This is a genomic window from Enterobacter sp. BNK-14 (assembly GCF_047456095.1).
GTDB classification, from domain to species: Bacteria; Pseudomonadota; Gammaproteobacteria; order Enterobacterales; family Enterobacteriaceae; genus Enterobacter; species Enterobacter kobei.
In genome coordinates this window covers 1,788,056-1,806,796 of record NZ_CP179897.1, presented here as the reverse complement: position 1 = coordinate 1,806,796, position 18,741 = coordinate 1,788,056, and the positions used below count along the sequence as shown (strand labels likewise).

The following is an 18,741-nucleotide window of genomic DNA, read 5'->3' as shown; positions in this document are numbered from 1 at the left end:
TCATTATTAAGGCGGAATTTTATACAGAGGAAACGATTTTGTGTCAATGAGGGACAATTGCGCAGGGTGACAAAAGGCGGTGCCAGAATAACACCGCCAGATTGCGGACTTACAGCAGGTTCTCTTTATCAATCCCGAGGCGCTTCATGCGCGACAGCAGGGTCGTGCGTTTTAAGCCTAAACGCTGGGCAGCCCCTTTCGGGCCGGCAACCACGCCGTTCGTCTCTTTCAGCACGCGCATAATGAGCTGATATTCATCTTCTCCCTCTTTTGCGATCTCGGCTGCGGTCACGGTCGTTTCAGGCAGAGAAACCTCCGGCAGGGAGAGTTGCAGCACATTGCCACGCGTGAGCAGCACCGCACGCTCAATGACGTTTTCCAGTTCGCGGACGTTACCCGGCCACTCCATCGACGAGAGGGTGCGTAGCGTTTCGGCAGGAATACTGTCAATATTTCGCCCCATTCGGCGGGCGATCTTCGCGGTAAAGGCTTTTACCAGCAGGGGGATATCTTCCGGACGTTCGCGCAGCGGGGGCAGGCAGATCGGGAAGACGTTCAGGCGATAATAGAGATCGCTTCTGAATTCGCGGTCGGCGACCATTTTTTTCAGGTCGCGGTTGGTGGCGGCAATCAGCCGCACGTCAGTCTGGATAAGCTTGTTGCTGCCAAGGCGCTCAAACTCCTGCTCCTGCAAGACGCGCAGCAGTTTAGGCTGCAACTCCAGCGGCATATCGCCCACTTCGTCGAGGAACAGCGAGCTTTTATCGGCCAGTTCAAAACGCCCCAGGCGCTGGCTGCTGGCCCCGGTAAATGCGCCGCGCTCGTGGCCGAAGAGGTCACTTTCCAGCAGGCCCGCAGGCATCGCCGCGCAGTTCATCTTCACCATCCGGCGGCTGTTGCGATTGCTCAGGTTGTGGATGGCTCTGGCAATCAGCTCTTTACCCGTGCCGGTTTCACCCAAAATCAGCACCGTGCTGTCGCTCTGCGCCACCATTTCCACCTGCTTGAGGACGCTGTACATCGCATCGCTGCGCCCGATGATTTCGCCAAACTCGCTGTCCACATTATTAAGCTGCTCGGTCAGGGCCAGGTTCTCGTCCACCAGCCGCTCTTTCAGGCGATGGATCTCCTGATAGGCGAGGGCGTTATCCAGCGCGATGGAGATACGCTCGGCAATCTGACGCAGCAGCTTCAGGTTGGCGGTGGTAAACACGGCTTCATCACACTGCGCCAGTTTCAGCACGCCAAGCATGGTGTTGCCGGACATCAGCGGTAGCAGGCACAGGGTCTGGATCTTATTGCCCCAGGTGTTAAACAGCATTCGCTCATACGGCGCCACCGGATCCTGTTCGCTCAGGTTAAGCAGGAGGATCTCTTTGCTTTTGAATACCCGTTCAGAAAGGGTGCCCGCTTCATCCACTTCACTTTGCTCATGCGCCGGGTTGGCTTCATCGAGATAGTGCGTGGAATAGATATTCAGCTTGCCCTTGCGATGCCCCCGCAGCGCAATACTGATAGCGTCGATTTTGAAATAGTGGTGGATCTCTTTTGAGACTTCGCTGACCAGCTCATCCATATCGAGACGTGACAGCACGGCGTTAGTGATTGCCACCAGGATGCGGAAGTTATCGCGCTCGCGGCTCAGCAGGTCGTAATCCACGTTATTGGTGACGCGACTTTGGATCTGCTCTGCCACCACGGCCACAATCTGGGTAAAGGTGTGCAGACGCTCGTACTCCGCTTCGCTCCAGGGCCGGTCGGTCGTGCGGATGAACTCGCAGCCGCCAAAGATATGGCCCTCCGCCGCCAGCGGCAGCATGCTGTAGTGGCCAAAAGGCTGATAGAGGTTGCTCCCGGCAAGCCGCGGCCACGCCATCCTGAACTCCTCAAAATTGCAGTGCAGGGCCTCCGGACGGGAGAGAATGCGGCGCACCGGACCATGCGCCAGATACGTTTCATCTTCGTATTCAAACGTTTTGCCATTATCACGCGTTGAGTAGTAGCTCGCGCGTTGCGTTCCGCTATGCCAGAGCACAATTCCGGCGCTGTCTGCCAGGGCTGATTGCCTGACCAGTCGCGTCAAAGCATCGCTTAGCGCGCTGAGATCGGGCTGCTGTAAAAGTGTGCGCGTGATATCAAACAGGCCCTGCTGTCCAAGATCGCTCATCGGTGTATACGGCATTATTGCTTTCCAATTGAAACTGGCAGAAAAGAGACATTCAGTGCTGACCGCTTATGGCGCGGTTCTAGCAAATTCGGGGTAATGGTTCAGCGTGCGGCAGATCCAGTGTGCGCTTCACGCCGTAAAGCCCGGTCAGGCGCACCCCTCTGCGCTCAACCACTTCCCCAATGATGGCGGCATCTTTCCCTAATGGATGCGACCGCAGCCCGGCCAGGACAGATTCCGCCGCTGCGCGTTCAACGCCGATCACCAGCTTGCCTTCGTTCGCAAAGTTGAGGGGATCAAGCCCTAGCAGCTCGCACAGCCCGCGTACGGCGGGTTTGACAGGCAGACCACGCTCGGTCAGTTCAATCCCGCACCCGCAGCTTACGGCGAACTCGTGGACGACGGCATTCACGCCGCCACGGGTGGCGTCGCGCAGGGCTTTCACACCAGGAATGGCGCGCAGCGTCTGAATAAGCGGGGTAAGCACTGCACAGTCGCTACGCAGTTCGCCGTCCAGCCCTAACCCTTCGCGCAGATTAAGAATCGTCGCGCCATGGCATCCCAGCGTGCCGCTCACCAGCAGAACGTCGCCCACGCTAAGTTGCTGTGCGCCCCAGTGGATGTCGGCGGGGATCGCGCCCATCCCGGCTGTGTTGATAAACAGTTTGTCGGCGGCGCCGCGCTGAACCACTTTGGTATCGCCGGTGACGACAGCGATCCCCGCCTCGCGCGCCGTCTGTGCCATGCTGTTGACCACCGCCGTGAGCGTCTCCATCGGCAGCCCCTCTTCAAGGATAAACCCGCAGGAGAGGTAGCGCGGAATGGCGCCGCTGACGGCAACGTCGTTGGCCGTGCCGCAGATGGCGAGCTTGCCGATATCACCGCCCGGGAAAAACAGCGGGTCAATGACGTAGCTGTCGGTGGAGAACGCTAGCCTGTCGCCCTGGGCAGTGAGTGTCGAGAGCGCGATGCGCGCCTGGTCTTCCTGCTCGGCGAGCCAGGGGTTGTTAAAAGCCTCCATAAACAGCCGGTTAATCAACTGCTGCATCGCCTGCCCACCGCTTCCGTGCGCCATTTCCACCGTGTTCATGCTTCACACTCCTGGTTGCGATATTGATACCACGCGGCGCATGCCCCTTCGGAGGAGACCATCAGCGCGCCAAACGCGGTTTGCGGGTTACAGGTGTTGCCAAATAACGGGCATTGATGAGGTTTACACTTACCGGTGAGCACGTCGCCACAGCGAGAACGGGGATCGTCGCACACCTGCTGCGGCTGCGGGCGGAAATGCGCTTCGGCATCAAACGCGCGATAGGCAGGCGTGAGGCGCACGCCGGATTCGGCAATCAGCCCCAGACCGCGCCACTCGCTGTCGCCTTCAACGCTAAACACGTCGGCAATGGCCTGCTGGGCCCGTTCATTCCCCGCATCGGGCACCACGCGGCGGTACTGGTTTTCGACCGCACTCAGGGCCGCTATTTTCTGCTTAACCAGCATGGTCACACCTTGCAGTAGATCAAGTGGCTCGAAACCAGCGACCACTAACGGACGATTGTACTGTTCAGAGATGAAACCGTAGGCGTCTGTGCCAATCACCATGCTGACGTGTCCCGGCGCCAGAAAGGCGTCGATACCGTTATCCGGCTCCTCCAGCAGGCTGCGCAGCGTGGGAATGAGCGTGATGTGCTGACAGAAAAAGAAAAAATTAGTGACGTTGCGGGCTTTGGCCTGCTGCAGCGTAATGGCCGTCGCGGGCATAGTGGTTTCAAAACCCAGCCCAAAAAAGACGACGTTGCGCTCAGGGTTATCCCTCGCCAGCGTCAGGGCATCCATTGGCGAGTAGACGATCCGCACGTCCGCACCGCGCGCTTTCGCCTGCAGCAGCGAGCCATTTTTCCCCGGCACGCGCATCGCATCGCCAAAGGTACAGAAAATGACGTCAGGCTGGCTGGCAATTTCAATACAGCTGTCGATGCGGCCCATTGGCAACACGCAGACCGGGCAGCCGGGGCCGTGGATAAACTCGATGTTATCTGGCAGTAGCTGGTCGAGGCCAAATTTGAAGATGGCGTGCGTGTGTCCGCCGCATACCTCCATGATCCGCAGCGGCCTTTCTTTCGTGTTGTTCAGCAGCGCCGCCCGTGTTTTCAGGTGCCCGATAAGCTGCAGTACCTGTTCTGGCGCGCGGTATTCATCAACGTAACGCATGTGCTACCGCTCCTCGCCGTACAGCAGGGCGCCCACGTCAGGCTCCACGTCAAACATGTTTTGCAGCGCATCCAGCGTGTCGCGGGCCTCCGCTTCGTTAATCACGCTCATTGCAAAGCCCACATGGACCAGCACCCACTGGCCGAGACGTGACGCGCCGGTTTCATCGGTACTGCCCACCAGCGTCAGATCCACATCGCGCAATATACCGCAGACCTCCACCCTGGCCTGGTTACCGTCGATTGCCTGAATTTGTCCGGGTACGCCTATGCACATCGTTCGCTCTCCAGCCAGTTTAGCCATGCGTCCATGCCGTCGCCGCGCGTGGCGGAGACCAGCACGATCGCAATCTCCGGATTCACTTCGCGGGCATACGCCAGGCATTTCTCCACGTCGAAATTCAGGTACGGCAGCAGGTCGACTTTGTTCAGCAACATCAGGGAGGCGGCGGCAAACATATGCGGGTACTTCAGCGGCTTGTCTTCCCCTTCGGTGACGGAGAGCACCGCGACTTTGTGGCGCTCGCCGAGGTCAAAGCTCGCCGGGCACACGAGGTTACCGACGTTTTCAATAAACAGGATGCCGCTCTCTTCAAACGGCAAACGCGGTGCGGCATCAGCAATCATCTGCGCATCCAGATGGCAGCCTTTGCCCGTGTTGACCTGAATCGCCGGGGTGCCGGTTTCACGAATGCGCGCGGCATCGTTTACGGTCTGCTGATCGCCCTCGATCACCGCGCAAGAGACGCGTTTGTTCAGGCGCTTGAGTGTTTCTGTTAACAGCGTGGTTTTGCCTGAACCCGGGCTGGAGACCAGGTTCAGCACCAGCTGTTTGCGGGCGGCAAAGCGCGCGCGATTGCGGGCCGCGAGCTGGTTATTTTTGTCCAGCACGTTGATCTCGACGTCCAGCATCTGCCGCTGGCTCATGCCCGGCGCATGAGTGCCCGCTTCGCCGTGGCCGTAGTGCAGGTCGCCCGCGTCGGAGCGTTGCGGCGCAAAGGTAATGCCGGTCAAAACTGCCGCAAGACGCGGGGCAGGGGAAAAGGGCGCGGAGCGAAACGCGGAGTGGGGGCGGTGTTCGTCCCCTTCTATATACAGGTTGCCTTCGGCGCAACCGCAGGTACTACACATACATTACTCCTTCTCGATTTCGAGGCGTTGGATCTGCATACCGTCATCCGCCACGATCCGCAGCCCGGTACGCTGGCACTGCGGACAGCGCTGAACCTTTGAGGAGAGCAGCGTGACGTACTGCTGACACTGCTCGCACCAGCACTCCGCCTGCTGCTCGTCGATATGCAGCTCGCAGCCTTCCGCCAGCGTGCCGCGGCATACCAGCTCAAAACAGAAGGTCAGGGCGCTGGTCTCGACGCAGGAAAATGCCCCGATCTTCAGCCAGACGCCGGTGACGCGTTTCGCGTGGTTTTGCACTGCCTGCTGTTCGATAAGTTCAAGCGCTCGCTGGCAGAGGGTGATTTCGTGCATGACGCCTCCTCAATGAATTGCCCCGGTAATGCAATAACAGTGCCAGCCTGGATTTTGTCAGGGCGTGACGATGTCAATGCTGTCGAAATGACACGTCGACACCGCCGCGTTGACAGCAGTTTTGAAATTAAAGATCAATAAAATCAGTTAATTAAAAACTGGCACGGAATCTGCTTAACAGCCGCTATCTCCATTAACCGGATACCTTTTATGACTATTTGGGAAATCAGCGAAAAAGCGGATTACATCGCACAGCGCCACCAGCAGCTACAGGAGCAGTGGCACCTCTACTGCAACTCTCTGGTTCAGGGGATCACCCTGTCAAAAGCGCGTCTGCATCATGCGATGAGTTGTGCGGCGCAAGGCGATATGCGCTTTGTCCTCTTCGGCCACTTCACGGTCTTTGTCACCCTGGCAGACAGCTTTAACAGCCACACCATTGAGTACTACGTCGAGAACAAAGAGGGTGAAAAACAGTGTATTGCGCAAGCGCAACTGATGGCTGACGGCATGGTCGATGGCTACGTCAGCAACCGCGATCGCCAGCAGGTGCTTGAACACTATCTGGAGAAAATCGCGCCGGTTTACAACGGGCTTTATCACGCGGTTGAACACGACTTACCGGTCGACCTGAAACAGCTGATCGCCGGAAACCCTTCCGCAAACGTTGCCTGAGAACCGAGTGTCGAAAAGTGTCGAGAAGACAGCTTTTCGTCGTCAAAAATGACCATCACCTGAGGATTGCCCGGTGAACCGTTTTGTAATTGCTGACTCGACGGTCTGTATTGGCTGTCGAACCTGTGAGGCGGCGTGTTCGGAAACCCACCGCCTGCACGGGCTGCAGTCCATGCCGCGCCTTCGCGTCATGCGTAATGAAAAAGAGTCTGCTCCGCAGCTCTGCCACCACTGTGAAGATGCCCCCTGCGCGGGTGTTTGTCCGGTGAATGCCATCACCCGCGTTGATGGCGCGGTCCAGCTGAACGAAAGCCTGTGCGTCAGCTGCAAGCTGTGCGGCATTGCCTGCCCGTTCGGCGCCATTGAATTTTCCGGCAGCCGTCCGCTGCACATTCCGGCCAATGCCAACTCCCCGAAAGCGCCGCCCGCGCCACCGGCTCCGGCACGCGTAAGTACGCTACTGGACTGGGTTCCCGGCATCCGCGCCGTGGCGGTGAAGTGTGACCTGTGCAGCTTTGATGAACAGGGACCGGCCTGCGTGCGGACCTGTCCGACCAAGGCGCTCATTCTGGTTAACATCCGCGATATCGCCCGTACCAGCAAACGCAAGCGCGAGCTGACCATTAATACTGACATCGGCGATCTTTCGCTTCTGCAGGCGCTTAACGAGGGGGCGAAATGAACGCGATAGACATGATTAACAGCGCCGTAGCGTACTTTGCGGCCGCCGCCGTGCTGGCGCTGCTCTTCTCTTTCCATAAAATCCTGAGCGGCTGGATAGCCGGTATCGGCGGGGCGCTCGGCAGCCTGATGACGCTCGCGGCAGGCGGTGTCGTTTTGCTGGGGGGGCAATCCACAGAGGCCGTGATGCCGCTGATTCGTCACAGCGTTGAGATTACGCCGCTGAATGCCATCTGGCTGGTGACGTTCGGTCTGTGCGGGCTGTTTGTCAGCCTGTTCAATATCGACTGGCACCGCCACCAGCACACCAGAGCTAATGGTCTGCTGCTAAACCTGCTCATGGCGACGGCGGTCTGCACCGTTATCGCCAGCAATCTTGGCGCGCTGGTGGTGATGGCCGAAATTATGGCCCTGTGCGGCGTGTTCCTGACGGGCTATAGCGCCTCCGGCAAGCTGTGGTTTGCCCTCGGTCGCCTCGGCACGCTGCTGCTGGCGCTGGCCAGCTGGCTGGTGTGGCAACGCTTTGGCACGCTGGATTTCTCTGCGCTCAACGGCCATCCGCTGGGGAATGACGTCTGGCTGCTGGGCGTTGTGGGCTTTGGCCTGCTCGCCGGGATCATCCCGCTGCACGGCTGGGTGCCGCAGGCGCATGCCAATGCCTCCGCGCCCGCCGCCGCGCTGTTCTCTGTGGTGGTGATGAAAGTGGGTTTGTTCGGGATTTTGGTACTCACGCTGACCAGCGGGCAACCGCCGCTGTGGTGGGGTGTCGTGCTGCTGCTGGCCGGGATGATCACCGCGTTCGTGGGTGGCCTGTACGCGCTGATGGAGCACAACATCCAGCGTTTGCTGGCGTACCACACGCTCGAAAATATCGGCATTATCCTGCTCGGTCTTGGCGCGGGCGTCACCGGTCTGGCGCTGAATCAGCCCGCCTTGATTGCCACCGGGTTTATCGGTGGTCTGTATCACCTCGTCAACCACAGCCTGTTTAAAAGCACCCTGTTCCTCGGCGCGGGCAGCGTCTGGTTCCGCACCGGTCATCGGGATATCGAAAAGCTCGGCGGCATTGGCAAAAAGATGCCGGTGATTTCCCTGGCGATGCTGGTGGGGCTGATGGCGATGGCCGCGCTGCCGCCACTGAACGGTTTTGCCGGCGAGTGGGTGATCTACCAGTCTTTCTTCGCGCTCGGTCAGAGCGATGCGTTTATCGGCCGTTTGCTGGGGCCGCTGTTGGCGGTCGGCCTGGCGATTACCGGGGCGCTGGCGGTGATGTGTATGGCGAAAGTCTACGGCGTTACCTTCCTTGGCGCACCGCGCACGCGTGAGGCTGAAAATGCCTGCTGTGCACCGGTATTGATGGCCACCAGCGTGGTTGCGCTGGCGCTGTGCTGCATCGCGGGTGGGGTTGCCGCGCCGTGGCTGCTGCCGCTGCTCGGAAACGCTATTCCGTTGCCGCTTGAGACGGCACAAACCACCGTTTCCCAACCGATGATAGCCCTGCTGCTGATTACCTCTCCGCTGCTGCCGTTCGTGCTGATGCTGTTCTTTAAACGCGATCGACTCGCCTCCCGTGCGCGCGGCGCAGCCTGGGCCTGCGGCTACGAACACGAGCAGTCAATGGTCATCACCGCCCACGGTTTCGCCATGCCGGTAAAAGAGAACTTCGCCGCCGTGCTGAAGCTGCGCCACTGGCTCAACCCGCAGGGTTGGGTTCCGGGCTGGCAGAGTGCTGCCGCGCCCGCACTGTTCCGCCGTCTGGCGCTGATTGAGCTGTCGGTGCTGGTGGTCATTGTGATTTCACGAGGAGCCTGACATGAGTCTGTTACTGGCAATTCTTCAGGCGCTGGTGCTGTTTGCCGTTGCGCCGCTGCTCTCGGGCATCACGCGCGTGGCGCGCGCCCGGATGCACAACCGTCGCGGGCCTGGCGTGCTCCAGGAGTACCGCGATCTCTTCAAGCTGCTCTCTCGCCAGAGCGTGGCGCCCGATGCCGCAGGCTGGGTCTTTCGCCTGACGCCGTTTGTGATGGTTGGCGTGATGCTCACCATCGCCACCGCGCTGCCCGTCGTCACGGTGGGCTCACCGCTGCCTGCGCTCGGCGATCTGATCACGCTTATCTACCTCTTCGCCATCGCCCGTTTCTTCTTTGCGATTGCGGGTCTGGACACCGGGAGTCCGTTTACCGGCCTCGGTGCCAGCCGCGAGGCGATGCTGGGTGTGCTGGTTGAGCCGATCCTGCTGCTGGGGCTGTGGGTCGCCGCGCAGGTCGCAGGCTCCACCCATATCAGCTTTATCACCCATACCGTTTATCACTGGCCGGTAAGCCGCTCCATTCCGCTGGTGCTGGCACTCTGCGCCTGCGCGTTCGCCACGTTTATTGAGATGGGCAAACTGCCGTTCGATCTCGCGGAAGCCGAGCAGGAATTACAGGAGGGGCCACTCACCGAATACAGCGGCTACGGCTTTGCGGTACTGAAGTGGGGGATCAGCCTCAAGCAGCTGGTGGTGTTGCAGATGTTTGTCGGCGTCTTCTTCCCGTGGGGGCAGATGACGCACTTTTCCGCGGGCGGCCTGGTGCTGGCCGTCGTGGTTGCTGCAATCAAGCTGCTTATCGGCGTGCTGGTGATTGCGCTGTTCGAGAACAGCATGGCGCGTCTGCGTTTTGTGGCGACCTCGCGCATCACCTGGGCCGGTTTTGGCTTTGCATTTTTAGCGTTCGTCTCCTTGCTGGTGGCGTGATTAAAGAGAGTGTTTATGTCTGAAGAAAAGAAAGGTCAGCAGTATCTCGCCGCGTTGCACCAGGCTTTCCCCGGCGTGGTGCTGGAAGAGTCCTGGCAAACCAAAGACCAGATCACCGTCACCATAAAGGTGAACTACCTGCCGGAGGTGGTGGAGTTTCTTTACTACCAGCAGGGCGGCTGGCTGTCGGTGCTGTTCGGTAACGACGAGCGCCAGCTATGTGGCAATTACGCCGTGTACTACGTGATGTCGATGGAGCAGGGCGAGAAGTGCTGGCTGACCGTGCGCGTCGAAGTCGATCCGAATAAGCCGGAATATCCGTCCGTTACGCCGCGGGTGCCTGCTGCCGTCTGGGGCGAACGCGAAGTGCGCGACATGTACGGCCTGGTGCCGGTCGGCCTGCCGGACGAGCGCCGTCTGGTGCTGCCGGACGACTGGCCGGATGAACTCTATCCGCTGCGTAAAGACAGCATGGACTACCGCCAGCGCCCGGCGCCGACCACCGACAGCGAAACCTACGAGTTCATTAACGAGCTGGGCAGTAAAAAGAACAACGTGGTGCCGATTGGCCCGCTGCACGTCACCTCCGACGAACCGGGCCATTTTCGCCTGTTCGTCGACGGCGAAAACATTATCGACGCCGACTACCGCCTCTTCTACGTCCATCGCGGCATGGAAAAGCTGGCGGAAACCCGCATGGGCTACAACGAAGTGACGTTCCTTTCTGACCGCGTGTGCGGCATCTGCGGCTTTGCCCACAGCACCGCGTACACCACGTCGGTAGAGAACGGCATGGGGATCGTGGTGCCGGAACGTGCGCAGATGATCCGCGCCATTCTGCTGGAGGTGGAACGTCTGCACTCGCACCTGCTAAACCTCGGCCTGGCCTGCCACTTCGTCGGTTTTGACTCCGGGTTTATGCAGTTCTTCCGCGTGCGTGAAGCCTCGATGAAGATGGCGGAGATCCTCACCGGGGCGCGTAAAACCTACGGGCTGAACCTGATCGGCGGGATCCGCCGCGACCTGCTGAAAGATGACATGATCCAGACCCGTCAGCTGGCGCAGCAGATGCGCCGGGACGTGCAGGAGCTGGTGGATATGCTGCTCAGCACGCCAAACATCGAGCAGCGCACCGTAGGGATTGGCCGTCTTGATCCGGAAATTGCCCGCGACTTCAGCAACGTCGGCCCGATGGTGCGCGCCAGCGGCCACGCCCGCGACACCCGCGCCGATCACCCGTTCGTCGGCTACGGCCTGCTGCCCATGACCGTGCACAGCGAGCAGGGCTGCGACGTCATCTCACGTCTGAAAGTCCGCATTAACGAGGTGTTCACTGCCCTGAACATGATCGACTTCGGCCTCGATAACCTGCCGGGCGGTCCGCTGATGGTAGAGGGCTTCACCTACATCCCGAACCGCTTCGCGCTCGGCTTTGCAGAAGCGCCGCGCGGGGACGATATCCACTGGAGCATGACTGGCGACAACCAGAAGCTCTACCGCTGGCGCTGCCGTGCGGCGACCTACGCCAACTGGCCAACGCTGCGCTACATGCTGCGCGGCAATACGGTCTCCGATGCGCCGCTGATCATCGGTAGCCTCGACCCGTGCTACTCCTGCACCGACCGCATGACCGTGGTGGACGTGCGCAAGAAGAAAAGCCAGGTGGTGCCGTACAAAGAGCTTGAGCGCTACAGCATCGAGCGTAAGAACTCGCCGCTGAAATAAGGACTCGTCATGTTTACCTTTATCAAAAAAGTGATCAAAACCGGCACGCAGACCAGCCGTTATCCGCTGGAGCCGATGCCGGTCGATAAAAACTTTCGCGGCAAGCCGGAGCACAATCCGCAGCAGTGCATAGGCTGCGCGGCCTGCGTCAATGCCTGCCCGTCGAATGCCCTGACGGTGGAAACGGATCTCAAAACCGGCGAACTGGCCTGGCAGTTTAACCTCGGACGCTGCATTTTCTGCGGCCGCTGCGAGGAAGTTTGCCCGACGGTCGCCATTCGCCTGTCGCAGGAGTACGAGCTGGCAGTGTGGAAGAAAGCCGATTTCCTCCAGCAGTCGCGTTTCGCGCTGTGTCACTGCCGCGTCTGCAAGCGTCCGTTCGCCGTGCAAAAAGAGATCGACTACGCCATCGCGCTGCTGCAGCACAACGGTGACGTCCGGGCGGAACATCACCGTGAAAGTTTTGAAACCTGCCCGGAGTGTAAGCGTCAGAAATGCCTGCTGCCGTCCGACCGGATTGATATCACCCGCCATATGAGAGAGGCCAGCTGATGGAACACTTACTCGGCCCGCGCGACGACAATGGCATGCCGGTGCCAATGACGGTGGAGGAATCCATTGCCAGCATGAAGGCGTCGCTGCTGAAAAAAATCAAACGTTCGGCCTACGTCTACCGCGTGGACTGCGGCGGCTGTAACGGCTGCGAGATCGAGATCTTCGCTACGCTGTCGCCGCTGTTTGACGCTGAACGCTTCGGTATCAAAGTGGTGCCGTCTCCGCGCCATGCGGATATTCTGCTGTTTACCGGGGCGGTCACCCGTGCCATGCGCTCGCCCGCGCTGCGTGCCTGGCAGTCTGCGCCAGACCCGAAAATCTGCATCTCCTACGGTGCCTGCGGCAACAGCGGCGGCATCTTCCACGATCTCTACTGCGTCTGGGGCGGCACCGACAAAATCGTACCGGTGGATGTTTACATTCCGGGCTGCCCGCCGACGCCTGCCGCCACGCTGTACGGCTTTGCGATGGCGCTTGGCCTGCTGGAGCAGAAAATCCACGCCCGTGAACCGGGCGAGCTCGACAACCAGCCCGCGATGCTCCTCCATCCGGATATGGTGCAGCCGCTGCGGGTGAAGGTCGACCGCACGGCGCGCAGGCTGGCGGGTTACCGTTATGGTCGTCAGATTGCCGACGATTATCTGCGTTTGCTGAGTCAGGGCGAGCAGCAGGTAGCCCGCTGGCTGGAGGCGGAAAACGATCCGCGTCTGAATGAGATTGTGGCGAACCTGAACAGCATTGTGGACGAGGCGCGTATCCGATGAGTGAAACGGTGGTGTTCAGTCAACTGAGCCGTAAGTTTATTGATGAGAACGATGCCACGCCGGATGCGGCGCAGCAGGTGGTCTATTACAGCCTGGCGATTGGGCATCACCTCGGGGTGATTGACTGTCTGGAGGCCGCGCTGAGCTGCCCCTGGCCTGAGTACCTGGCGTGGATCGCCACGCTGGAGGAGGGCAGCACGGCACGGCGTAAAATGGAAGGCGTGCCAAAGTACGGTGAGATCGTCATCGATGCCAACCACATTGCGATACTCGCCAAGGCCTTTGATGCGGCGCTGAGCAGGCAATCCGCCGAACAGCAGGCGTGGAGCAAAACGTTGCTCGGCATGCTGCATGATATTCATCAGGAGAGTGCCATCTACCTGATGGTGAGGAGATTACGTGACTGACGTTTTACTGTGTGTCGGCAACAGCATGATGGGCGACGACGGCGCGGGCCCGCTGCTGGCAGAGATGTGCGCCGCGAACCCGCAGGGCAACTGGGTGGTGATTGACGGCGGTAGCGCGCCAGAAAATGACGTGGTCGCCATCCGCGAGCTGCGCCCGGAGAGGCTGCTGATTGTCGATGCTACCGATATGGGGCTCAACCCCGGAGAGATCCGACTCATTGACCCGGACGACATTGCCGGGATGTTTATGATGACGACCCACAATATGCCGCTGAATTATCTGGTGGATCAGATCAAGGACGACGTGGGTGAGGTGCTGTTTCTGGGGATTCAGCCGGACATTGTTGGGTTTTATTACCCGATGACGCCGCCGGTAAAAGAGGCGGTGGAAGTGGTTTATTCACGGCTTGAAGGGTGGGTTGGGGACGGGGGGTTTTCTCCGCTCTGAGCAGTGCCGGGTGGCGGCTTCGCCTTACCCGGCCTGCCAAACCCGTTCCCTCTCCCTGTGGGAGAGAGCCGGGGTGAGGGCAACAGGCTACTCGAGATCGCCCCCGTTACTCGCAATCACCTTCTTATACCACCAGAACGATTTCTTGCGCTTCCGGTCCAGCGTGCCGTTCCCCGCATCGTCGCGGTCAACGTACACGAACCCGTAGCGTTTGCTCATTTCGCCGGTAGACGCTGAAACAAGGTCGATACAGCCCCAGGTGGTGTAGCCCATCAGCGGCACGCCGTCCTCAATCGCATCACCCATCGCGCGGATATGCTCGCGCAGATAGCTGATGCGGTAGTCGTCGTTAATCTCGCCGTTTTCATCAATGACATCTTTCGCACCCAGGCCGTTTTCCACCAGGAACAGCGGCTTTTGGTAGCGGTCGTACATCATGTTCATGGTGATGCGCAGGCCAAGCGGGTCAATGCCCCAGCCCCATTCGCTCACCTGAATGTGCGGGTTACGCAGGGACTTCACGATGTTTGCCGCGCTGGTGTTGCCCGCGTTCATATCCGCCGACGCGCAGCGCGAGGCGTAATAGCTGAACGAGACAAAATCGACGGTGTTTTTCAGCAGCTCGTCATCGCCGGTGTCTTTGACAATGACCACGCCTTTCTCACGGAACACGCGATCCGAGTAGGCCGGATAGCGGCCGCGTGCCTGCACGTCGATAAAGAACAGGTTCTCGCGGTCTTTCTCCAGCGCCATCCACACGTCTTCCGGTTTGCAGGAGTACGGATAGAAGTTACCGCCCGCCAGCATGCAGCCCACCTGATTTTCCGGGTTCACCTCGTGAGCGATTTTGGTTGCCAGCGCGCTCGCCACCAGCTCGTGGTGCGCGGCCTGATATTTTACCTGATCTTCGTTTTCACCTTCCTCAAACACCAGCCCGGCACCGGAGAACGGGCTGTGCAGCATGATGTTGATTTCGTTGAAAGTCAGCCAGTATTTTACCAGCCCGTCAAACGCCTCAAAGCAGGTGCGGGCGTAGCGGGCGAAGAAGTCGACCATCTTGCGGTTGCGCCAGGAGCCGTATTCCGTCACAAGGTGCATCGGCACGTCGAAGTGGCAGAGCGTGACCAGCGGCTCGATGTTGTACTTTTTGCACTCCTCAAATACCGCGCGGTAAAAGGCTATGCCCTCTTTGTTCGGCAGCGGTTCGTCACCGTTCGGGTAGAGGCGGCTCCAGGCAATCGAGGTGCGGAATACCGTAAAGCCCATCTCCGCCATCAGGGCGATGTCTTCTTTATAGCGATGGTAAAAATCAATCGCCTCGTGGCTCGGGTAAAACTCGTCGTCACGCAGCGAAAAACGCTTTTCCTTGCCGAGCTTCACCGCCAGACGATTGGCGCCGTGGGGGATCATATCGACCGTCGTCAGTCCTTTGCCGCCTTCACGGTAAGCACCTTCACTCTGGTTAGCGGCAAGCGCGCCGCCCCATAAAAATCCTTGTGGAAAAACAGACATTCTTACCTCGCTTTCAATTTATGCTTTTGCTGCGTTGTTCTGTACCGGCGCGGTCTGCAGAGCGCGCGCTTTTTCGGCCTCGTCTTCGACCGGGATATCCTCAAACCCTAACAGCAGGGTCAGAACAAACGACAGCACGACTGCCAGCGCCATCACGCCGAATACCCAGACGATGGTCATCGGGTTGGCCGGATCGAAGAATTGCACGCTGGTAAACAGCCCCGGCGCCGCCATGGAGTGGCTGGCAAGACCCGCGATGCCGGCCACCGCGCCGCAGATAAAGCCGCTGATCAGGCTCGCAATCAGCGGACGCTTGAGACGTACCGCCACACCGTACAGTGCCGGTTCAGAGATCCCCGCCATGATGGCAGAAGCCGCCGCAGCCAGCGCCGTCTGGCGCAGTTCCGGGTTTTTGGTTTTCCATGCCACCGCCAAAGACGAACCACCGAGCGACAGGTTGGCGCCGATTTCTGACGGCATGACCATCCCTTCTTTACCCGTTTCGGCAATGGTCTGAATGATGGTTGGCGTAAAGACGCGGTGCATCCCCGTCATGACCAGCAGCGGCCAGAGTGCGCCCATGATGGCGACGGAGAGCCAGCCCAGATAGCCGTGAATGGTGTAAACCAGTGCGGAGATAGCGCTCCCGATCCAGATCCCGAGCGGCCCAATCAGCACGATGGCGAGCGGGGCGGCAATCAGGACGATCAGCATCGGCTTGAGGAAGTTTTTCGTCACCGCCGGGGTAATGCGATCGACCCAGCGTTCGATGTAAGACAGGCACCAGGTCATCACCAGCGCGGGGATAACGGTGTAGGTGTATTTCACCGCCGTCACCGGGATAAAGGCGAACTCAACATGCTCGCCCTGCGCGGCTTTCGCCATCAGCTCGATAAAGCTCGGGTGCACCAGCACGCCCGCAATGGCGATCGCCAGCGACATATTGGTTTTGAATTTCACTGCCGCCGAGGCGGCCACCATCAGCGGCAGGAAGAAGAATGCCCCGTCGCCAATCACCGTCAGAATGGTAAGCGTTGGCGCGCCCTTTGGCAGCACGCCGGTCATCTCAAGGATCATCGCCAGCAGCTTGACCATCGAACCGCCGATGATCGCGGGGATCAGCGGCGACATGGTGCCGATCAGCGCGTCGAGGATCCCGGCACCAATGCGGCGTAACGTCAGCTTCTGCGGGCCTTCCGGCACCGCGGGCTGCAGGTCAACGGGCAGCAGGCTGACCACTTCGCGGTAGGCCTGAGAAACCGTGTTGCCAATGATCACCTGGCACTGGTTGTCGTTACGCACTACGCCAAGCACGCCGCTGATGCTTTTCAGGCGCGCGGCGTCGGTGAGGGTTTCGTCTTTCAGAACGAAACGCAGTCGCGTCATGCAGTGGGTGACGGCGACGATGTTCTCTTTGCCGCCCAGCGCGCTGATAACGTCGTTCGCCAGCGCAGCGTAATTTTTGGCCATCGGATGTGATCCTGTTATCGTTGTGTGAAATGTAGGAAACCGGTTCCACATAATCATCATGAGTTTCTTTGAGTGAAACAAGATCGCTTTTTGGTCATTTTTTCAATTCGTGATGACGATCACTGGTCGGTGGCGAAAGCGTGATTTCGCCGCTGCGACAATTTTTCTGCAGTGCAGTACACTGCGCTTCATCAGATTCAGATGGGATAACAACATGACCACGATGCTTGAAGTGGCGAAGCGGGCAGGCGTTTCGAAAGCGACGGTATCCCGCGTGCTGTCGGGAAATGGCTATGTCAGCCAGGAGACCAAAGACCGGGTTTTTCAGGCCATTGAAGAGAGCGGTTATCGCCCGAATTTACTGGCGCGAAACCTGGCGACCAAACGTACCCAGACCCTGGGGCTGGTGGTGACGAACACCCTTTATCACGGCGTCTACTTTAGCGAACTGCTGTTTCATGCCGCACGAATGACGGAAGAGAAAGGGCGGCAGTTGATCCTCGCGGACGGCAAGCACAGCGCCGATGAAGAGCGCGAGGCGATCCAGTATCTGCTCGATATGCGCTGCGACGCGGTGATCATCTACCCGCGCTTTTTGAACGTGGATGAACTGGATGCGATCGTCGAGAAGTGTGAGCAGCCGATTATGGTGCTCAACCGCCGTCTGCGGAAAAACAGCAGCCACAGCGTCTGGTCCGATCATAAAGCTTCCTGTCAGGACGCGGTGTCGCAGCTGATTGCAAAAGGGCACCGGGAGATTGCGTTTATCACCGGTTCGCTGGATTCCCCGACCGGCGTTGAGCGACTGTCCGGTTACAAAGATGCGCTGACGCAGCACGGTATTGCCCTGCGCGACGAGCTTATCGCCGAAGGGAAGTGGAACCCGGCCAGCGGCGCGGCGGCGGTATCCGAACTGCTCGCACGCGGCGAACGCTTTACGGCGCTGGTGGCGAGCAATGACGACATGGCGATTGGCGCCATTAAACAGCTGCACGAGAGCGGCGTTGCCACGCCGGACGCGGTGTCAGTTATCGGCTTCGACGACGTGGCGATAGCGCCGTACATTGTGCCTTCGCTCTCCAGCGTGCGTATTCCGGTCACGGAGATGATCCAGGAAACCATCAGTCGTCTGATTTTCATGCTCGACGGCGGTGAATTCAAATATCAGCAAACGTTCTCCGGCGAGCTTATCCTGCGCGACTCCGTGACTGACGGCCCCCACTGCTGATGTCGACAGCTGTCATCGTCATAAGTGACGATGACAGCGCGACTGTGATTTTTAAAGTCGTTTAAAATCAATTGTTTAATAATTGGCACGGTTTATGAATAGCTCCGCGCATAACTGTAATGCTGGAGAAGCAGATGAACCGTTTTATTATGGCCGATGCCAGTAAGTGCATTGGTTGCCGTACCTGTGAAGTGGCGTGCGTGGTTTCCCATCAGGCGGAGCAGGATTGCGCATCACTTACCCCCGACACGTTTTTGCCACGCATCCACGTCATTAAAGGCGTGAATATTTCCACCGCCGCTATTTGTCGCCAGTGCGAAGACGCACCGTGCGCGAACGTCTGCCCGAACGGGGCGATTAAACGCGAGAAGGGCTTTGTGCATGTGATGCAGGAGCGCTGCATTGGCTGTAAAACCTGCGTGGTCGCCTGCCCGTATGGCGCGATGGAAGTGGTTGTCCGTCCGGTAGTACGCAATAGCGGTATGGGCCTGAGCGTGCGGGCGGAGAAAGCCGAGGCCAACAAATGCGACCTTTGCTACCACCGCGAAGCTGGCCCGGCCTGTATGGAAGCCTGCCCGACCCACGCGCTGGTCTGCGTGGATCGCGACAAGCTCGAGCAGATGAGCGCAGAAAAACGCCGTCGCGCGGCGTTCGACACCTCGTCATCGCTGCTGTTTTAA

At 59.3% G+C, this 18,741-nt stretch carries 19 protein-coding genes; 11 read left to right on the top strand and 8 right to left on the bottom strand.

Features of this window, described 5'->3' with window-relative positions; genetic code table 11:
- Window positions 1-109 precede the first annotated feature (109 nt).
- The 6 genes from flhA to hypA form a co-directional block, all read right to left on the bottom strand.
- Entirely contained in the window at window positions 110-2,182 is a 2,073-nt protein-coding gene (flhA, locus tag ACMGGM_RS08615) for a formate hydrogenlyase transcriptional activator FlhA (protein ID WP_045134141.1), read from the bottom strand.
- Between the two features lie 64 nt (window positions 2,183-2,246).
- Window positions 2,247-3,257, bottom strand: coding sequence for a hydrogenase expression/formation protein HypE (hypE, locus tag ACMGGM_RS08610; RefSeq protein WP_045134142.1), 1,011 nt, complete (start codon window positions 3,255-3,257; stop codon window positions 2,247-2,249).
- The gene (gene hypD, locus ACMGGM_RS08605; RefSeq protein ID WP_063943618.1) at window positions 3,254-4,375 is read right to left on the bottom strand and encodes a hydrogenase formation protein HypD; all 1,122 of its coding nucleotides are present in this window, start codon (window positions 4,373-4,375) and stop codon (window positions 3,254-3,256) included. Before hypD ends, hypE begins: the two co-directional genes overlap by 4 nt.
- Window positions 4,376-4,378: 3 nt before the next feature.
- Complete coding sequence (locus ACMGGM_RS08600; protein WP_014885010.1) at window positions 4,379-4,651, bottom strand: HypC/HybG/HupF family hydrogenase formation chaperone; 273 nt, start codon at window positions 4,649-4,651, stop codon at window positions 4,379-4,381.
- Window positions 4,642-5,505: a hydrogenase nickel incorporation protein HypB gene (hypB, locus tag ACMGGM_RS08595; RefSeq protein WP_063943620.1), complete on the bottom strand. Its 864-nt coding sequence runs from the start codon at window positions 5,503-5,505 to the stop codon at window positions 4,642-4,644. The genes ACMGGM_RS08600 and hypB overlap by 10 nt, the downstream gene beginning before the upstream one ends.
- A 3-nt stretch (window positions 5,506-5,508) precedes the next feature.
- Window positions 5,509-5,859: a hydrogenase maturation nickel metallochaperone HypA gene (hypA, locus tag ACMGGM_RS08590; RefSeq protein ID WP_032635694.1), complete on the bottom strand. Its 351-nt coding sequence runs from the start codon at window positions 5,857-5,859 to the stop codon at window positions 5,509-5,511.
- 210 nt (window positions 5,860-6,069) lie between these two features.
- Between hypA and hycA the strand changes: the two genes are divergently transcribed.
- From hycA to hycI, 9 genes are all read left to right on the top strand, one after another.
- The gene (gene hycA / locus ACMGGM_RS08585; RefSeq protein WP_014885007.1) at window positions 6,070-6,534 is read left to right on the top strand and encodes a formate hydrogenlyase regulator HycA; all 465 of its coding nucleotides are present in this window, start codon (window positions 6,070-6,072) and stop codon (window positions 6,532-6,534) included.
- 73 nt (window positions 6,535-6,607) lie between these two features.
- Window positions 6,608-7,216: a 4Fe-4S dicluster domain-containing protein gene (locus tag ACMGGM_RS08580; protein ID WP_047027321.1), complete on the top strand. Its 609-nt coding sequence runs from the start codon at window positions 6,608-6,610 to the stop codon at window positions 7,214-7,216.
- A complete protein-coding gene (gene hycC / locus ACMGGM_RS08575) occupies window positions 7,213-9,027 on the top strand; it encodes a formate hydrogenlyase subunit 3 (RefSeq protein WP_063943622.1) in 1,815 nt (604 codons plus the stop codon). The genes ACMGGM_RS08580 and hycC overlap by 4 nt, the downstream gene beginning before the upstream one ends.
- Before the next feature lies 1 nt (window position 9,028).
- The gene (locus ACMGGM_RS08570) at window positions 9,029-9,952 is read left to right on the top strand and encodes a respiratory chain complex I subunit 1 family protein (protein WP_023331167.1); all 924 of its coding nucleotides are present in this window, start codon (window positions 9,029-9,031) and stop codon (window positions 9,950-9,952) included.
- A gap of 15 nt (window positions 9,953-9,967) precedes the next feature.
- Entirely contained in the window at window positions 9,968-11,677 is a 1,710-nt protein-coding gene (gene hycE, locus ACMGGM_RS08565) for a formate hydrogenlyase subunit HycE (protein WP_014885003.1), read from the top strand.
- A gap of 9 nt (window positions 11,678-11,686) precedes the next feature.
- Window positions 11,687-12,229 (top strand): formate hydrogenlyase complex iron-sulfur subunit, encoded by a 543-nt coding sequence (locus ACMGGM_RS08560; RefSeq protein WP_014885002.1) that lies wholly within the window; start codon window positions 11,687-11,689, stop codon window positions 12,227-12,229.
- Window positions 12,229-12,996 (top strand): NADH-quinone oxidoreductase subunit B family protein, encoded by a 768-nt coding sequence (locus ACMGGM_RS08555; RefSeq protein ID WP_014885001.1) that lies wholly within the window; start codon window positions 12,229-12,231, stop codon window positions 12,994-12,996. Before ACMGGM_RS08560 ends, ACMGGM_RS08555 begins: the two co-directional genes overlap by 1 nt.
- Window positions 12,993-13,403 carry a formate hydrogenlyase maturation HycH family protein gene (locus ACMGGM_RS08550; protein ID WP_063943624.1) on the top strand — a complete coding sequence of 137 codons (411 nt, stop codon included), beginning with the start codon at window positions 12,993-12,995 and terminating at the stop codon, window positions 13,401-13,403. Before ACMGGM_RS08555 ends, ACMGGM_RS08550 begins: the two co-directional genes overlap by 4 nt.
- Entirely contained in the window at window positions 13,396-13,851 is a 456-nt protein-coding gene (gene hycI / locus ACMGGM_RS08545) for a hydrogenase maturation peptidase HycI (RefSeq protein WP_014884999.1), read from the top strand. The genes ACMGGM_RS08550 and hycI overlap by 8 nt, the downstream gene beginning before the upstream one ends.
- Window positions 13,852-13,938: 87 nt before the next feature.
- Here hycI and ACMGGM_RS08540 read toward each other — a convergent pair whose 3' ends face one another.
- Together ACMGGM_RS08540 and ascF are read right to left on the bottom strand one after the other, a co-directional pair.
- Window positions 13,939-15,363, bottom strand: coding sequence for a 6-phospho-beta-glucosidase (locus ACMGGM_RS08540; RefSeq protein ID WP_014884998.1), 1,425 nt, complete (start codon window positions 15,361-15,363; stop codon window positions 13,939-13,941).
- Window positions 15,364-15,381: 18 nt separating this feature from the next.
- Complete coding sequence (gene ascF / locus ACMGGM_RS08535; protein ID WP_014884997.1) at window positions 15,382-16,833, bottom strand: PTS cellobiose/arbutin/salicin transporter subunit IIBC; 1,452 nt, start codon at window positions 16,831-16,833, stop codon at window positions 15,382-15,384.
- Between the two features lie 214 nt (window positions 16,834-17,047).
- Here ascF and ACMGGM_RS08530 point away from each other — a divergent pair, with 214 nt between their 5' ends.
- Together ACMGGM_RS08530 and hydN are read left to right on the top strand one after the other, a co-directional pair.
- Window positions 17,048-18,061, top strand: coding sequence for a LacI family DNA-binding transcriptional regulator (locus tag ACMGGM_RS08530; RefSeq protein ID WP_023337691.1), 1,014 nt, complete (start codon window positions 17,048-17,050; stop codon window positions 18,059-18,061).
- Between the two features lie 134 nt (window positions 18,062-18,195).
- Window positions 18,196-18,741: an electron transport protein HydN gene (gene hydN, locus ACMGGM_RS08525; protein WP_008499565.1), complete on the top strand. Its 546-nt coding sequence runs from the start codon at window positions 18,196-18,198 to the stop codon at window positions 18,739-18,741.

Coding starts and splice junctions, on each gene's coding strand:
- ACMGGM_RS08570 (WP_023331167.1), top strand. CDS start 9,029: ATGAGTCTGTTACTGGCAATTCTTCAGGCGCTGGTGCTGTTTGCCGTT.
- ACMGGM_RS08540 (WP_014884998.1), bottom strand. CDS start 15,363: ATGTCTGTTTTTCCACAAGGATTTTTATGGGGCGGCGCGCTTGCCGCT.
- hypA (WP_032635694.1), bottom strand. CDS start 5,859: ATGCACGAAATCACCCTCTGCCAGCGAGCGCTTGAACTTATCGAACAG.
- hycC (WP_063943622.1), top strand. CDS start 7,213: ATGAACGCGATAGACATGATTAACAGCGCCGTAGCGTACTTTGCGGCC.
- ascF (WP_014884997.1), bottom strand. CDS start 16,833: ATGGCCAAAAATTACGCTGCGCTGGCGAACGACGTTATCAGCGCGCTG.
- ACMGGM_RS08550 (WP_063943624.1), top strand. CDS start 12,993: ATGAGTGAAACGGTGGTGTTCAGTCAACTGAGCCGTAAGTTTATTGAT.
- hycA (WP_014885007.1), top strand. CDS start 6,070: ATGACTATTTGGGAAATCAGCGAAAAAGCGGATTACATCGCACAGCGC.
- hycE (WP_014885003.1), top strand. CDS start 9,968: ATGTCTGAAGAAAAGAAAGGTCAGCAGTATCTCGCCGCGTTGCACCAG.
- ACMGGM_RS08600 (WP_014885010.1), bottom strand. CDS start 4,651: ATGTGCATAGGCGTACCCGGACAAATTCAGGCAATCGACGGTAACCAG.
- ACMGGM_RS08560 (WP_014885002.1), top strand. CDS start 11,687: ATGTTTACCTTTATCAAAAAAGTGATCAAAACCGGCACGCAGACCAGC.
- hydN (WP_008499565.1), top strand. CDS start 18,196: ATGAACCGTTTTATTATGGCCGATGCCAGTAAGTGCATTGGTTGCCGT.
- hypB (WP_063943620.1), bottom strand. CDS start 5,505: ATGTGTAGTACCTGCGGTTGCGCCGAAGGCAACCTGTATATAGAAGGG.
- hypE (WP_045134142.1), bottom strand. CDS start 3,257: ATGAACACGGTGGAAATGGCGCACGGAAGCGGTGGGCAGGCGATGCAG.
- flhA (WP_045134141.1), bottom strand. CDS start 2,182: ATGCCGTATACACCGATGAGCGATCTTGGACAGCAGGGCCTGTTTGAT.
- ACMGGM_RS08555 (WP_014885001.1), top strand. CDS start 12,229: ATGGAACACTTACTCGGCCCGCGCGACGACAATGGCATGCCGGTGCCA.
- hypD (WP_063943618.1), bottom strand. CDS start 4,375: ATGCGTTACGTTGATGAATACCGCGCGCCAGAACAGGTACTGCAGCTT.
- ACMGGM_RS08530 (WP_023337691.1), top strand. CDS start 17,048: ATGACCACGATGCTTGAAGTGGCGAAGCGGGCAGGCGTTTCGAAAGCG.